This is a genomic window from Providencia rettgeri (assembly GCF_023205015.1).
Taxonomy (GTDB): domain Bacteria; phylum Pseudomonadota; class Gammaproteobacteria; order Enterobacterales; family Enterobacteriaceae; genus Providencia; species Providencia rettgeri_E.
Genome location: NZ_CP096258.1, coordinates 3,508,407 through 3,523,800 on the forward strand (window position 1 = coordinate 3,508,407; position 15,394 = coordinate 3,523,800).

A 15,394-nucleotide genomic window follows, 5' to 3' on the forward strand; every position below is an offset into this window, starting at 1 on the left:
CAACTGAAAGGGGTCTTTTTAAGAAAGAGAAAGTACGAATTAGTTACAAGAAGCTGTTTTGTCGAATTTAATCTCACCAGTTGGTACTAATGCGGCATCAAACTGGCCATCTTCCATTGAAGGGCGAATTGTATAATAACCTTCAATTTCTGCGTAGACAGGCGTACCACCATCAACTCCTGTTTCACCATACGCTTTTTCTAATTCGATGCCAGAAGTTGCGTATTGACGACCACTAGCACACTCTGTGAAGACAGCGGCATCAGCCATATAGCGGTACTGTCCCACTTTTTTACTCGGCTTAACTTGGTCTAATGTATAATTCATCTGTGTTTCAATCGGATTGCCTTCTAAATCCAATAAGGTCACTGATTGGCCATCTTCCGACTGAGCAAAATAAGTACTTTCACCTTTAGGATTAGTTGCACGTAATTTATTATTTTCTATATCCCACTTACCAGTATCATGAAAAGCGGTATCACCATCTCTAGTGCCTAAATAAACCAGTTGTTCAACATAACTACCATCTTGGTTAACTAACAATGTTGCCTCAATACCAGAGCAATCAGCACAAGGTAAAACCCCTGTATAGACTTTATCGACTGGTGCTGCATCAGTATTTTTTGTCGCACTTTGGCAGCCAGCTAACGTAATGCTTCCAACCGCCATTAAGACTAACATTAGTGATTTTTTCATTATAATTCCCTTAAAACCGTGTGTTTTGACTTATTAACCAATATAAGCATCATAGCATTTCATCTAATAAAAATATGGCATACCGAAGAAAATTCGGACATTACTGATCAAATACGTTATGCATTGATTTGGCGAATAAGAATTGTCTTTTTCCCTTCGCTGTGATTATAGTTATTAAAGTTACTATGCTATTATCGTATTAAGCACATTTTTGCTTGGTACAACATGTTCAAGGCGGCAATAACCGCCACTAACACAGTGGTGAGGGAATATGTCTACAGATACTGAATATCAACCTATCAATTGTGATGATTACGAATATCTAGAAATCGCATGCCAACGCCAACTAAAGTTGCAAATAGCACTTAATGACGGCATGAATATTGAGGGGCAGGCCAGTGATTTACTCCTACGAAAAAAAGTTGAGTACCTGATTGTTGAAACACATGAAGGAACCAAGGAGTTAAGATTGGATTGCATAATTTCCTTCAGTCATCCAGAAATCGGCACGATTGTTGTCGACCACTCTCACTAATACTCACGATTTTGAGTCCTTCTATAGCCCCTTATGGTAATCACAGTCATAAGGGGCTTCTCATTAGTGCAATACCTTAAATTCACCCTCTTTTTGCCAATCGATAGCAATCCCCAGAGACGCTTCATCAACTACCCCCTCAGGGGTAATAAAGCACCCTACTGCGGTAATGAGCTGGTCGTTATAATAGATTAATGGCACTCTTTCTCTCATCCATGGCGCTACACCTAATTCTTGCCAGATCTTCTTACTGCTTCTGGAACGATGACGCCCTACAATGTTTAGCGTGCCTTGCAGCCCAAAACGAATTGTCACCATTTCATCTGGTTTGGGCGGACGTATTTGCCCCTCACCTTCCATAACCCGTAAAATTCCCAAGGATCCAGGCAATTTAAAAACCTTAGGAAAGTCCCATTCAAACTGTTGATTTACTAAGCTATTAATTCGCTTAACAACCCACAACGCCCCCTGATAACGACGAATTTCAAATTGCCCTAGTTGGCAAATAGGATCCGCATCCTGACGAGCTAATGCCACTTCTTGCCAAATTCGTTCCAATTGATTAAAAGGTGGCATGGGTAGCTGATGCAACCCAACCCAGCGACGAATAAGTGCATTGCGCTTTGATGATGAGCAGGCTTTCAGGTCATCAATAAATAGCCCGCCTCGATAGTCCATCATGTTTTCAAGGGTGTCTTTTAATAATTCATCGAGTAAGCTTTCTTGCTCCGCACATAGCGCCGCACTACGGGCAACTGCACTAGAAAAATGAGGCCAGCGCTCAACCAAAACTGGCATGACATTCAATCGCAAAAAATTTCTATCATAACGGTCATCTTGGTTACTATCGTCTTCAACCCACGATAATTTCTGCTCTTGCATATAAGCTTCTAGCGCTATACGAGGCGTTGTAAGCAATGGACGTAACAACCATGTTGAGCCACTACACGCGGTAAAAGCTAATACTTCAGGCATTGAAGATAACCCAGCAGGCCCACTGCCACGCTTTAGCGCTAACATGAAAGTTTCTGCTTGGTCATCAAGGTGTTGAGCTGTGACTAACACCTCACCCTCTTGTAACTCTTCTCGGTAAGCCTGATAACGGGCATCTCGTGCCGCAGCTTCAATACCTTTTTGGCTTGAGTCAACCACGACATGTCGGCAAATGAAAGGAATGTCCCACTGTAAACATAATTGAGCACAGTGCTGCTCCCATTCATTTGCTTTACTATTCAACCCATGGTGAACATGAATAGCGCGAATTTCTAGTGAAGGGAGTTGCTGTTGCCGAATAAGATAAAGCGCATGTAATAAAACAGTTGAATCAATACCGCCACTGAACCCCACTAGAATTTTTTGAATACCGTTTATTTTATTGAGAACCCGTTCAACAATGACTTGCGAATGCTGTATCATTTGTTCGCCCTTCTCATAATTTCTGACCATGTTTTTTGGAACCAATACACAAAATACCAGAAATAATTACTAGTAATACCCCTGCAATATAAGCAACTTCAAAAGCATCATTTAAGATTAACACTAACCAGAGTACCGATAATACGGGAGATAAAAATATCACAGAAGCAATTTTTGCTGAATGCCCTGTATTCATCGCCTTGAACCACAAAATATAAGACACTCCATTGATTAAAATGCCATTAACTAATGTTGGCCAAAAAGCGGCTTTTGAAGGTAATCTCATTTCACTGAACAGCATCAATAAGACAAAAGAAGTCAGCGTTGAAAAAATAAATAACCATACGGTACTAATATAAGGGTCAATCGAATATTGGCGGGAGAAAACTGACATTAGTGCGAAACAAAATGCACCACTAAAAACCAGTAATAATGCTGTTGGATTTTCAACATGAAGTTGAGTAATTTGCCCTTTGGTGAAAGTGATAATTACTGCAATAAAGCCAATAATGATACCAACGACTTGTCTTCCCACTAATTTGTCTTTTAGCAATACCACTGATAACAAGATAATAACTAATGGCCAGCTATATTGAATGACCAATACGGCGATACCATTTTCAATGGAATATCCGTAGTACAGTAACAAGTAGAATAAACAATCAAGAAACCCAAGAACAAAGACTTTGATTAGTACATCTCTTGGCAAAATAAACAATTTTGTTAGCCGATATCCTGAAGCAAACGCAACAATAATTACAGATATCGCAGAAATTAAGTTTGACCAGAAAAGGAATTGGAAACTATCCATACCTTCCTGCCCAAAACGAGAGACAATAGGAATAAAGCTCCATATCAATACGCAAGTAAAAGCATATAGCAAATAATTATATTGTCGCACCCTAGTTCCTATCTATTGTTATTCTCAGCAGATGAATAATTTAAATCAAAACACTCTGTTATCATTAAAAATGACTAGCTTAAAAATAAAAAACGGGAGCTGGCAAAAGCAAACTCCCGTTTTTATTAACGATTAGCTGTTAATGATTAACAATAACCATAGTCCATCAGGCGCTGATAGCGACGGTTTTTCAATGCTTCAGCATCTAACGCTTCTAATTCGTCTAAATCTTCAGTCAGGCGTGCTTTTAACTGTTCTGCAATTTCATCATAATTACGATGTGCACCGCCTAATGGTTCAGGGATCACATTATCAATTAATTTTAATTCTTTAAGGCGTGGAGCCGTAATCCCCATTGCTTCTGCTGCTAATGGTGCTTTATCTGCGCTTTTCCACAGAATAGATGCACAGCCTTCTGGTGAAATAACAGAATAAGTGCTGTATTGCAGCATATTGACTTTATCACCCACACCGATAGCAAGTGCACCACCAGAGCCACCTTCACCAATAACGGTACAAATGACCGGAACAGATAAACGAGACATTTCACGTAAATTACGAGCGATAGCTTCTGATTGGCCGCGCTCTTCAGCACCAACGCCCGGATAAGCTCCAGGGGTATCGATAAAGGTAATAATAGGCAAGTTAAAACGCTCAGCCAGTTCCATCAGACGCAATGCCTTACGGTAACCTTCTGGGGCTGGCATACCAAAATTACGACGGATTTTTTCTTTTGTCTCACGCCCTTTCTGATGCCCAATAATCATGACTGGACGGCCATCTAGACGCGCCATCCCACCAACAATGGCTTTATCATCTGCATAAGCACGATCCCCTGCTAATTCTTGGAAATCAGTAAAAATGCGAGAAATATAATCCAATGTATATGGACGACGTGGGTGACGAGCGAGTTTAGCGATTTGCCAAGCTCCTAGATCAGAGAAAATTTTACGTGTCAGTTCAACACTTTTTTCACGTAAACGAGCAACCTCTTCATCTAGGTTGACTTCTAAGTTGTTATCTTGACGGCTAACCGCTGTTAGAGAATCAATTTTCGCTTCTAATTCTGCGATTGGCTGTTCAAAATCAAGAAAATCCAGACTCATAATATTCCTATTTTAGTCAAATTCTAATTCTACCTGCTCACTACCCAGCAGAGTTCGAAGATCGTTCAGAAGAAGATCCACTGGCGTCACACGCCAAACAACACCAAATTTAAGCTTGGCTCTGGCATCATCCTTCTGGTAATACAGATGAACCGGGATCGTTCCTGAACGATGAGGTTCAAGAGTGCTACGAAGCCGGTTCAGCAATTGATCGTTAATTTGTTTATCTGACAGTGAAATTGCAAGTCCTCGAGCATATTTTTCCCTTGCTTCACTAATGTCCATTAACTCACGCACTGTCATTTTATTACCACCATTGAAATCATCAAAGCTGACCTGACCGGTGGCTATCAGGATATTGTCTTTTTCCAACATATGTTGGTATTTATCGAGCGCATCTGAAAATAACATAATATCCAGACGACCGGAACGATCATCAAGCGTACAAATACCAATTCTATTTCCACGCTTGGTTGTAATCACTTTAGCTGAAAGTACTAAACCTACCACAGTTGTCACTTGACCACGAGGGGTGGGGTTCACATCTTTTAATCTAAGCCCGTTAGTATAACGCTCTATTTCGCTCAAGTATCGTGTTATTGGATGCCCTGTTAAATATAAACCAAGCGTCTCGCGTTCACCATCCAATACCACCTGCTCTGGCCATTTAGGTACGCTTGCATATGAACTTTCAACTTGTTCGGGTGCTTCCGCTAAGACACCAAACATATCTGCTTGGCCTATTGCCTCTGCTTTAGCATGTTGGTCAGCCGCTTTTAACGCATCCTCAAGGGAAGACATCAATGCTGCACGGTGAGGGCCTAATCGGTCAAATGCCCCTGCCATAATAAGCTTTTCCATCACACGACGGTTAATTTTTTTAATATCAACTCGCGCACAAAGGTCAAAAATCTCTTTAAATATCCCGCCTTGTTGACGCGCTTCAACAATCGCTTCAATCGGGCCTTCACCGACCCCTTTAATTGCACCGATGCCGTAAACTATCTCACCTTCATCATTCACATGGAAGTGATAAAGCCCACTATTGATATCTGGTGGCAATACTTTTAAGCCCATGCGCCAACATTCGTCAACTAAACCAACCACTTTTTCCGTGTTATCCATATCTGCGGTCATGACTGCTGCCATAAATTCAGCGGGATAGTGGGCTTTGAGCCACAGTGTTTGGTATGAAACTAATGCATAGGCAGCTGAATGCGATTTATTAAACCCATAACCGGCAAATTTCTCTACCAAGTCAAAGATTTTCATTGATAACTCGCCGTCTACCCCGTTTTTGATTGCTCCCTCTTCAAAAACAGAACGCTGCTTCGCCATTTCTTCAGGTTTCTTTTTTCCCATCGCACGGCGCAGCATATCTGCACCGCCGAGTGTGTACCCAGCTAAAACCTGAGCAATCTGCATAACCTGTTCTTGGTATAAAATAATACCATATGTGGGCTCTAGAACAGGTTTTAATGATTCATGTTGCCACTGCACATCTGGGTACGAAATTTCTTCACGACCATGCTTACGGTCAATAAAGTTATCTACCATGCCTGACTGCAGTGGTCCTGGACGGAACAATGCTACCAGTGCGATCATATCTTCGAAGCAGTCAGGACGTAATCGCTTAATTAAGTCCTTCATTCCACGTGATTCTAACTGGAATACCGCTGTGGTTTCTGAGCGCTGCAGCATATCAAAACTTTTTTGATCGTGTAGCGGAATAGCAGCAATATCAATCGGCTCTAAGTTTTTCTTAGCGCGACGCGCGTTGATCATTTCCAACGCCCAGTTAATGATCGTCAACGTCCGTAAGCCGAGGAAGTCGAACTTCACTAGCCCTGCATATTCGACATCGTTTTTATCGAATTGTGTGACGGGGTTATTGCCTTCCGCATCACAATAAAGTGGGGCAAAGTCCGTAATTTTAGTTGGAGCGATAACCACCCCACCTGCATGTTTACCGGCATTTCGTGTGACACCTTCGAGTTTACGCGCCATATCGATAAGCGCTTTAACCTCTTCATCAGCCTCATAAATCTCAGGTAACTGAGGTTCTGCTTCGAACGCTTTTTCCAGTGTCATACCAGGATCTGGCGGCACTAATTTTGAAATTCTATCAACAAAACCATATGGATGCCCAAGTACGCGCCCCACGTCGCGGATAACCGCTTTTGCCGCCATCGTACCAAAGGTAATGATTTGAGAAACCGCCTCACGGCCATACATTTGAGCCACGTGATCAATCACTTGATCGCGTTTTTCCATGCAGAAATCGACGTCAAAGTCAGGCATGGAAACACGCTCAGGGTTCAAAAAACGCTCAAACAGTAAATCAAATTCCAGTGGGTCAAGGTCTGTAATTTTTAATGCGTAGGCAACAAGGGAACCCGCCCCTGAGCCTCGTCCTGGCCCAACGGGTACGCCGTTATCCTTCGACCATTGGATAAACTCCATAACAATCAAGAAGTAGCCGGGGAAACCCATTTGGTTGATTACGTTGAGTTCGATGTCTAAACGTTCATCATACTCAGGACGTCTTTCTGCTCTAATTTTTTCATCAGGAAATAAAAATTCTAAACGCTCTTCGAGCCCTTCTTTAGAGCGCATAACTAAAAAGTCTTCTGTTTTCATATCCCCTGTTGGGAATTGAGGTAAGAAGTATTCACCTAGACGGATAGTTACATTACAACGCTTAGCAATCTCTACACTGTTTTCTAGCGCTTCAGGGATGTCAGCAAACAGCTCACACATCTCTTCTTCGGAACGTAAATATTGCTGAGGGCTATAATTTTTAGGCCTTTTGGGATCGACTAATGTAAAACCATCATGGATAGCAACACGTATTTCATGAGCATCAAAATCACTACTTTCAATAAAGCAAACATCATTCGTTGCAACGACAGGTAGGCCTTTTTTAGTCGCTAACTCGACAGCCGCATGTAGATAACTCTCTTCATCAGGTCGCCCTGTCCTAACCAATTCTAAATAGTAGCTATCTGGAAAATGGGTTTCATAGAATGCAAGGCACTCATCCACTAAGGCTTGATTTCCCCTTAATAGAAATTGCCCGACATCCCCTTTACGGCCACCTGACAGCAGAATCAAGCCGTCTTTGTGCTTGGCCAGCCATTCTCGTTTTATGGTTGGCCCAACCGCACCATAGCCCTTTTGGTATGCTTCAGAAATTAGTAAGGTAAGGTTTTGATAACCTTCATTATTACGTGCCAAAACAGTTAAGTGGGATATTTCATCACCTAATAGTTCACTTTCCACATAAAAATCAGCACCAATAATTGGCTTGATCCCCGCCCCATGCGCTGCACCATAAAACCGGACTAACCCACAAAGGTTAGTAAAATCGGTGATCGCAAACGCAGGCATGCCCATCGAAGCCACTTTTTTAACCAGTGGCCCCGTTTTGGCTAGCCCATCAATCATGGAATAGTCACTGTGGACGCGTAAATGAATAAAACGAGGTGATGCCATCGACCTAATACCTACTTATTGCTGTCTAAAGCTCTTCTCACAGGAGCAAAGCTTTTACGATGGAATTCGGTTGCGCCATACTGCGCCAATTTTTCTAAATGATAAGCCGTTGGATAGCCTTTATGCTTCGCAAAGCCATATTCAGGAAAGGCTATGTCTAGCTCAACCATTTCCCTATCTCTGATCACTTTAGCTAAAATGGATGCCGCGCTAATTTCTTGTACTAAACTGTCGCCTTTAATTACTGCCTGTGAAGGCATTGGCAACTCAGGGCAGCGGTTGCCGTCAATGAGAACATACTCAGGAACAATAGATAAACCTGCAACGGCGCGCTGCATAGCTAACATGGTTGCATGTAATATATTTATATTATCAATTTCTTCTGGCTCTGCGCGGCCGATGCACCAACACAGCGCTTTTTCCTGAATTTCATCAAATAATTTCTCACGTTTTTTTTCGGTGAGTTTTTTTGAGTCTGCCAGCCCTGCAATTGGCTTATTGGGATCAAGGATCACCGCTGCAGTCACTACAGCGCCAACTAATGGACCTCGGCCCACCTCATCAACACCAGCAATTATATTTGCTTTTGGATAGATAAATTCCATTAATTTTTGACCATCTCTAATACCGCTTCAGCCGCTTGTTTATCTGCATCACAACGAATGAGCTGATGTAATTGCAAAAAAGTGAGCTTCAAGTTTTCAACCTGCTCGCCACCATTGAGTAATGGGAGTAACTGCTGTGCGAGTTTATCAGGCTGACACTCCTCTTGGAGTAACTCTTTAACAATCTCTTTTTCTGCTAATAAATTAGGCAAAGAAACATACGGCGTTTTTACTAATCGTTTTGCTAACCAAAAAGTGAAAGGTTTCATACGATACCCCACCACCATTGGGCATTTTGTTAACATGCACTCGAGTGCCGCCGTTCCCGATGCTAATAACGTCGCGTCCGCTGCAATCATCGCATCACGTGCTTGACCATCTAAAATATGGACTGCCAATTCAGGTGCAGTGTTTTCTTTTATCTCATCAAACTGCTGACGGCGTTTTTCATTCACCAACGGCACCACAATATGTAAATCTGGGATATTACGCTGTAATATTTTCGCTGTATTGAGGAAATCTGCACTAAGCATTTCGACTTCGGAATGGCGGCTTCCCGGCAGTAAAGCTAAACATTTAGCATGTTCAGGAATATTCAATCGATGTCGAGCGGCTTGTTTATCAGGATGTAATGGAATGGCATCGGCCATTGTGTGCCCGATAAAACGGCAAGGAACATTAAAACGATCGTAAAATGCTTTTTCAAAAGGTAAAAAAGCTAATACTAAATTCGTTGAACGACCAATTTTAAATACCCGCTTTTGGCGCCATGCCCAAACTGATGGGCTAACGTAATGAATGGTTTTGATACCTTTAGATTTCAAACGGCCTTCGAGGGTAATATTAAAATCAGGGGCATCAATTCCAACAAAAACATCAGGTTGCAGTTCGGTAAAACGCTGGGTTAAATCCTTACGGATGGATAATAACCGAGGCAGGCGGCCAAGGACTTCAACAATGCCCATGACAGCAAGCTCTTCCATTTCATACCAAGCTTCGCAACCCTCGGCTTGCATTAAAGGGCCAGCAACACCAACAAAGCGAGCATCAGGTATTTGTTCTTTAAGTGCACGGATAAGCCCTGCACCGAGAATATCACCAGATGTTTCTCCGGCAACAAGGCCAATAGTAAGTGGGCGGCTATTATTCACCGAAATTCGCTCCTTATTAAAGGCCTCGATTCATTAATACTAAATTAACGAATAATACCACGTTTAGACTGCGCAGAATCCTCTAAGAAATCACTAAACACTTTCACGTGTTCATTGGATTTTGCCATTTCTGCGATTTCATCACGGGCTTCTTCTAACGATTTACCTGAACGATACAACACCTTGTATGCATTACGGATAGCATGTAGTGATTCTTTTTCAAAACCACGGCGTTTTAAACCTTCAAGATTTAAACCAAATGGTGTCGCGTGGTTACCTTGTGCAATGACATAAGGCGGCACGTCTTGTGCAACACCAGAACAACCACCGACCATAACATGGGCACCAATTTTACAGAATTGGTGAACTGCGGTCATACCACCAATAATGGCATAATCACCCAGTGTTACATGGCCACCTAGCGTACCGTTATTTGCAATAATACAACGGTTTCCAATGATACAATCATGGGCAATGTGCACATTCACCATCAGTAAATTGTCGTTGCCCACTTTTGTCAAGCCAACATCTTGAACGGTACCACGGTGAATAGTGACACTTTCGCGAATACGGTTTCTATCCCCGATTTCAACTCGCGTTGGTTCACCTTGGTATTTAAGATCTTGGTTAATTTCACCGATGGAAGCGAACTGGAAAATCACATTGTCACGGCCTATTTTTGTATGACCATTAACGACAACATGAGATTTCAACTCAGTACCTTCGCCAATTTCGACATTCGCGCCAATATAGCAAAAAGGGCCAATTTGAACATTGGCACCGATGATAGCGCCATCTTCTACGATAGAAGATGGATGAATATAGGCTGTATTATCAATCATATCAGACCTCACGGCGACGGGCGCACATCATTTCTGCTTCGCAGGCCACTTCTCCATCAACTTTAGCAACACCTTTAAAACGTGCAACTCCACGACGTTCTTTGATAAATTCAACTTCTAAGACCATTTGGTCCCCAGGCAGAACTGGACGTTTAAAACGCGCATTGTCTATCGCTGCAAAATAGTACAACTCACCAGGCTCTAATTTCCCAACGCTTTTAAACGCAAGGATCCCTGTTGCTTGTGCCATGGCTTCTAAAATTAATACGCCTGGAAAAATCGGTTTGCTTGGGAAATGTCCTTGGAAAAATGGCTCGTTAAATGACACATTTTTCACTGCACGCAATGATTTGCCTTTTTCAAAATCTAATACACGGTCAACCAAAAGGAATGGGTAACGGTGTGGAAGCAGTTCTAAGATTTCTTCTATATTCAGAGTATGATTATCACTCATCGAAATACTCTTCCTGTCTATTAATACGGTTTAATTAATGAATCGGCCTGCTTTAACCTTAGATTAGGTTAACTGGCAGGCCGGAAAACGTAACTCAGATAACTATTTTAGCCTGAATTACAAAATGATTACTGATTTTTTTGATTTTGGCTATCTAATTCACGCTCGACATGTTTCAGTCGCTTATTCATCTCATTGATATTTAAGACTAAAGCAGCTGTTTTACGCCAAGATTTATTAGGCTGTAAAGGGATCCCCGAAGAATACACTCCCGGTTCAGTGATAGGTCTCATGACCATCCCCATTCCTGTTACTGTGACCTTATCGCAAATTTCCATATGGCCGTTGATGACACTAGCACCACCAATCATACAGTAGCGGCCGATTTTTAAACTACCCGCCATGATAACACCTCCAGCAACTGCGGTATTATCACCAATTATGACATTATGTGCAATTTGGCACTGGTTATCGATAATAACCCCATTACCAATCACTGTGTTATCTAAAGCACCGCGGTCAATGGTCGTGCTCGCACCGATCTCAACACGATCGCCGATGATCACTGTGCCTAATTGAGGAATTTTGACCCAATTACCACGATCATTCGCATAGCCGAAACCATCAGAGCCAATTACTGTGCCAGATTGAACCAAACAGTGTTCGCCAATCTCAACATTGTGGTATACGCTAACATTCGCCCACAAACGGGTTCCTGTACCAATACGCGTATTTTTGCCCACAAAACAACCTGCGCCAATCACCACATTATCGCCAAGCTCAACACCACTTTCGATAACGGCATTTGCGCCAATTGCGACATTCTTACCAAGTTTTGCATCATCAGCAATGACCGCTGATGCATGGATATCTTCAGCCGGACTTGGCGTTGTATCCATTATTTGAGCCATTTTCGCATAAGCCAGATACGGGTTATCAACAACCAGTGCTGCAACTTTGCAGGCTTCGAGATCTTTTGCTGTGAGAACCACCGCTGCAGCTTGGCAATCAGCCAATTTATCACTATAACGGCTATCAGATAGAAAAGTAATCTGTTGATTATTCGCTGAATGCATTGGAGCAATACCAGTGATGGTAATATCACCATCACCGTGTAATTGCGCATTCAACTGCTGAGCAAGGTCAGCCAATCGAATTGAAGACATCTATTATTTAACCTGTTTTTGAACCTGACTTGTAATGTCAACGCTATCTTTTGCATAAGCTACTGCATTTGCATCGATAACGACATCATAGCCTTCTTTAGCTGCAACAGACTTAATAGAGTTCTGAATACGAGTTAAAATTTTAGCACGCTCTTCGCCTTGACGACGACGGTTGTCTTCTTCAAATTTTTGAGCTTTTTCAGCAAATTGATCACGTTTAGTCATGAGTTCAGATTCAAGCTTTTCGCGCTCACTTTGTTTCATTGTTGCACCATCACGGCGCAATTTTTCAACACGAGTTTGCAAATCTTTCTCTAGATTTTGTAACTCAGTCGCACGGCTTTTGAATTCACTTTCAAGCTGTTTAGCAACGGCTTCACGCGCTGGCATATTTTGGAAAATTTCACCGACATTGACGATAGCGATTTTCTCAGCATAAGCCCCCGCAGACATTGCTAAAGCAATACTCACACCCGCTGCACACAACAATTTTTTCACACTAAACTCCTTAACCCATACGTATGGCTGGAAATTTTGGTTGCTCCCACAAAATTATGGGAGCCATCATAAGTAGAAACTGTAGTAGATTACCACGTTCTACCAATATTAAATTGGAACTGTTCTGATTTATCCCCTTCGTAGTCCTTAATCGGCTGCGCATAAGAGAAGACCAGTGGTCCAAGTGGGGACATCCATTGTAAAGCCACACCCGTAGACACTCGAACGTTAGATGCCTTACCATAGTCAGGCATACCTGCACGCCAAGCTGCTGGGATACTATTCCAATTCGTGTCCCATACCGTACCCGCATCAACGAACAAAGATGTACGAACTGAGTTCGAATATTTTTCATCAATAAATGGAGTCGGAGTGATTAATTCAAATGATGCTGCGTACATCGCATTACCACCGACCGCATCACTGGATGGGCTTCCCGGCTCAGGACCATCTTTTCCATTCACTTTCTTCAGGTAAACTGCTTTTGGACCGATATTATTCGAACGGAAACCACGAATGGTGCTTGAACCACCCGCATAGAAGTTTTCATAGAATGGCATTTGCTTACTACCAATACCATCACCATAACCTGCTTGTGCGCGTCCCAGAACAACCCAACTTTCGTCTTCATCCAGTGGGTAATACTGTGCTGTATCAAAGCGCAGTTTATAGTATTCGTTATCAGAGCCAGGTATTGTCACTTTAGCCGAGACGTTTGTTTTATTACCCGATGTCGGGAAGAAACCACGATTCAACGAGTTATAAGTCCAACCTAAGTTTAACGTAAAGTCATCCGCATCAAAGCTTTCTTTATTGCGTCCATCTGTTGTAACTGGTGGATTTTTACCCATAGAATCAAGGTAATCCCACATAGCAGCTTGAGCACGCATATCTGAAAGTCGGTTATGAACATAACCCGCACCGAGACGGAAAGAGTTATTTTCATTGAATGGGAAGCTTAAGAAACTGTCTAAACCATACGTTTTGTTGTTATAGCCTGACAAGTCTGCATCTTTTGCACTAAAGTCGTTATAGAAAATACGACCGCCTAAGCTCACACCATTAACCGTGAAGTACGGGTCAGTAAATGAGAATTCAACGTTAGTTGAGTAATCATTTTTACTTGCGTTAATACCAACCGCGTTACCTGTACCCAACCAGTTATCTTGTGTAACCCCAACTTGGAAGCTCACACCACTTTCAGTACCAAAACCGATACCGAAGTTCATTGAACCAGTATTACGCTCTTTAACCTTGTAGATAACATCAACTTGGTCAGGGCTACCAGGAACACGTTGAGTTTCAACATCAACCGTTTCAAAGTAACCAGTACGATTCAAACGTTCTTTACCCAGTTCAACAAGGTCATTTCCGAGCCATGCGCCTTCCATTTGACGCATTTCACGGCGTAAAACGGTATCTTTACTGGTGTCATTACCTTGGAAACGGATTTCACGTACATAGAAACGGTTACCTGCATCAATATTTAAATGCAATTTAACTGTTTTATCTGCATCGTTGATTTCAGGTTGTGTCATGACTCGAGGATACGCATAACCATAACGGCCAAACATATCTTTGATTTTGTTTTCCATGCTCGTCACTTGAGCACCGTTATATAATTCTCCCGGTGTGATAGTGATAAGTTCTTGGATTTCGGATAAGTGTTCCGCTGTATTACCATTAACCTCGACGCCAGATATTTTATATTGATCGCCTTCAGTGATGTTAATCGTAATATAAATGCCTTTTTTGTCTGGGGTCAGACTGACTTGCGTGGAGTCAATGTTAAAACGTGCATATCCGCGATCAAGATAAAAACTGCGCAGCGTTTCTAAGTCACCCGCCAGTTTTTGCTTCTGATATTTTTGGTCTGCAGCCAGGTTCCACCAAGGTACATCATCACGCAATTGCAGCTTATTAACTAATTCTGCTGTGGTGTAATTCTTATTACCCACAATATTAATTTGCTGAATTTGAGCTGAAACACCTTCAGAGAAAACAAATTTTAAATCCACACGATTACGCGGCAAAGGTGTTACAACAGCTTTTACTGTTGCATTATATTTACCAACGCTATAGTAAAAGTCTTCTAAACCTTTTTCGATATTCGCAATTGTCGTGCGGTCAAGTGCCTCACCAACGCGGATATTCGAAGCTTCCAAGTTCTGCTTGAGCATATCATCTTTAACAGACTTATTACCTGTAAAGGTGATACTGGCAATCGTTGGTCGTTCTTTTACTTGAACGATCAGCGTGTTTCCATCACGCAGGACCCTAACATCTTCGAAGTTACCGGTTGAAAATAGGGAACGGATCGAACGGCTGATATCATCGTTATCAACTGAATCGCCAACCCTAACTGGCATGTTCAATAATGCTGCACCAACGGCGACGCGTTGTAGACCTTCGAAACGAATGTCTTTAACTACGAATCCGTCTGAACCGTATGCAGTGGCGCTGCCGAAAAGCAGCGACGCTATGAGCAACTTTTTCATCGCCATCGTTGTTATGCGTATTCCTTACTGG

At 42.2% G+C, this 15,394-nt stretch carries 13 protein-coding genes; 1 reads left to right on the forward strand and 12 read right to left on the reverse strand.

The features are described 5' to 3' along the window. Positions 1-39 precede the first annotated feature (39 nt). A complete protein-coding gene (gene nlpE, locus M0M83_RS15940) occupies positions 40-696 on the reverse strand; it encodes an envelope stress response activation lipoprotein NlpE (protein WP_125890274.1) in 657 nt (218 codons plus the stop codon). 271 nt (positions 697-967) lie between these two features. Between nlpE and rof the strand changes: the two genes are divergently transcribed. Then, positions 968-1,231 carry a Rho-binding antiterminator gene (gene rof, locus M0M83_RS15945; protein ID WP_102139922.1) on the forward strand — a complete coding sequence of 88 codons (264 nt, stop codon included), beginning with the start codon at positions 968-970 and terminating at the stop codon, positions 1,229-1,231. A gap of 63 nt (positions 1,232-1,294) precedes the next feature. On the opposite strand, the gene tilS is transcribed toward rof, so the two are convergent. The 11 genes from tilS to bamA all read right to left on the reverse strand — a co-directional run bounded on the left by tilS (position 1,295) and on the right by bamA (position 15,369). Continuing rightward, entirely contained in the window at positions 1,295-2,647 is a 1,353-nt protein-coding gene (tilS, locus tag M0M83_RS15950; RefSeq protein ID WP_248466932.1) for a tRNA lysidine(34) synthetase TilS, read from the reverse strand. A 13-nt stretch (positions 2,648-2,660) separates the two neighbouring features. Continuing rightward, a complete protein-coding gene (locus tag M0M83_RS15955; protein ID WP_125890276.1) occupies positions 2,661-3,548 on the reverse strand; it encodes a DMT family transporter in 888 nt (295 codons plus the stop codon). A 146-nt stretch (positions 3,549-3,694) separates the two neighbouring features. Further along, positions 3,695-4,654, reverse strand: a complete 960-nt coding sequence (gene accA / locus M0M83_RS15960) for an acetyl-CoA carboxylase carboxyl transferase subunit alpha (protein WP_125890277.1) — start codon at positions 4,652-4,654, stop codon at positions 3,695-3,697. Between the two features lie 12 nt (positions 4,655-4,666). Beyond that, positions 4,667-8,149: a DNA polymerase III subunit alpha gene (gene dnaE, locus M0M83_RS15965; RefSeq protein ID WP_213913019.1), complete on the reverse strand. Its 3,483-nt coding sequence runs from the start codon at positions 8,147-8,149 to the stop codon at positions 4,667-4,669. A gap of 11 nt (positions 8,150-8,160) precedes the next feature. Beyond that, positions 8,161-8,754: a ribonuclease HII gene (gene rnhB, locus M0M83_RS15970; protein ID WP_248466934.1), complete on the reverse strand. Its 594-nt coding sequence runs from the start codon at positions 8,752-8,754 to the stop codon at positions 8,161-8,163. Continuing rightward, positions 8,754-9,905, reverse strand: a complete 1,152-nt coding sequence (lpxB, locus tag M0M83_RS15975; protein ID WP_125890280.1) for a lipid-A-disaccharide synthase — start codon at positions 9,903-9,905, stop codon at positions 8,754-8,756. The genes rnhB and lpxB overlap by 1 nt, the downstream gene beginning before the upstream one ends. A 44-nt stretch (positions 9,906-9,949) precedes the next feature. Continuing rightward, positions 9,950-10,747: an acyl-ACP--UDP-N-acetylglucosamine O-acyltransferase gene (gene lpxA, locus M0M83_RS15980; protein WP_248466935.1), complete on the reverse strand. Its 798-nt coding sequence runs from the start codon at positions 10,745-10,747 to the stop codon at positions 9,950-9,952. Between the two features lies 1 nt (position 10,748). Beyond that, positions 10,749-11,201 carry a 3-hydroxyacyl-ACP dehydratase FabZ gene (gene fabZ / locus M0M83_RS15985; protein ID WP_004257450.1) on the reverse strand — a complete coding sequence of 151 codons (453 nt, stop codon included), beginning with the start codon at positions 11,199-11,201 and terminating at the stop codon, positions 10,749-10,751. 128 nt (positions 11,202-11,329) lie between these two features. Next, positions 11,330-12,367, reverse strand: a complete 1,038-nt coding sequence (gene lpxD / locus M0M83_RS15990; protein ID WP_125890282.1) for a UDP-3-O-(3-hydroxymyristoyl)glucosamine N-acyltransferase — start codon at positions 12,365-12,367, stop codon at positions 11,330-11,332. 3 nt (positions 12,368-12,370) lie between these two features. After that, a complete protein-coding gene (gene skp, locus M0M83_RS15995; protein ID WP_125890283.1) occupies positions 12,371-12,865 on the reverse strand; it encodes a molecular chaperone Skp in 495 nt (164 codons plus the stop codon). An 89-nt stretch (positions 12,866-12,954) separates the two neighbouring features. After that, entirely contained in the window at positions 12,955-15,369 is a 2,415-nt protein-coding gene (gene bamA / locus M0M83_RS16000; RefSeq protein ID WP_213913021.1) for an outer membrane protein assembly factor BamA, read from the reverse strand. Positions 15,370-15,394: the final 25 nt, after the last annotated feature.

Coding starts and splice junctions, on each gene's coding strand:
- tilS (WP_248466932.1), bottom strand. CDS start 2,647: ATGATACAGCATTCGCAAGTCATTGTTGAACGGGTTCTCAATAAAATA.
- rnhB (WP_248466934.1), bottom strand. CDS start 8,754: ATGGAATTTATCTATCCAAAAGCAAATATAATTGCTGGTGTTGATGAG.
- lpxA (WP_248466935.1), bottom strand. CDS start 10,747: ATGATTGATAATACAGCCTATATTCATCCATCTTCTATCGTAGAAGAT.
- dnaE (WP_213913019.1), bottom strand. CDS start 8,149: ATGGCATCACCTCGTTTTATTCATTTACGCGTCCACAGTGACTATTCC.
- accA (WP_125890277.1), bottom strand. CDS start 4,654: ATGAGTCTGGATTTTCTTGATTTTGAACAGCCAATCGCAGAATTAGAA.
- nlpE (WP_125890274.1), bottom strand. CDS start 696: ATGAAAAAATCACTAATGTTAGTCTTAATGGCGGTTGGAAGCATTACG.
- bamA (WP_213913021.1), bottom strand. CDS start 15,369: ATGGCGATGAAAAAGTTGCTCATAGCGTCGCTGCTTTTCGGCAGCGCC.
- fabZ (WP_004257450.1), bottom strand. CDS start 11,201: ATGAGTGATAATCATACTCTGAATATAGAAGAAATCTTAGAACTGCTT.
- rof (WP_102139922.1), top strand. CDS start 968: ATGTCTACAGATACTGAATATCAACCTATCAATTGTGATGATTACGAA.
- lpxD (WP_125890282.1), bottom strand. CDS start 12,367: ATGTCTTCAATTCGATTGGCTGACCTTGCTCAGCAGTTGAATGCGCAA.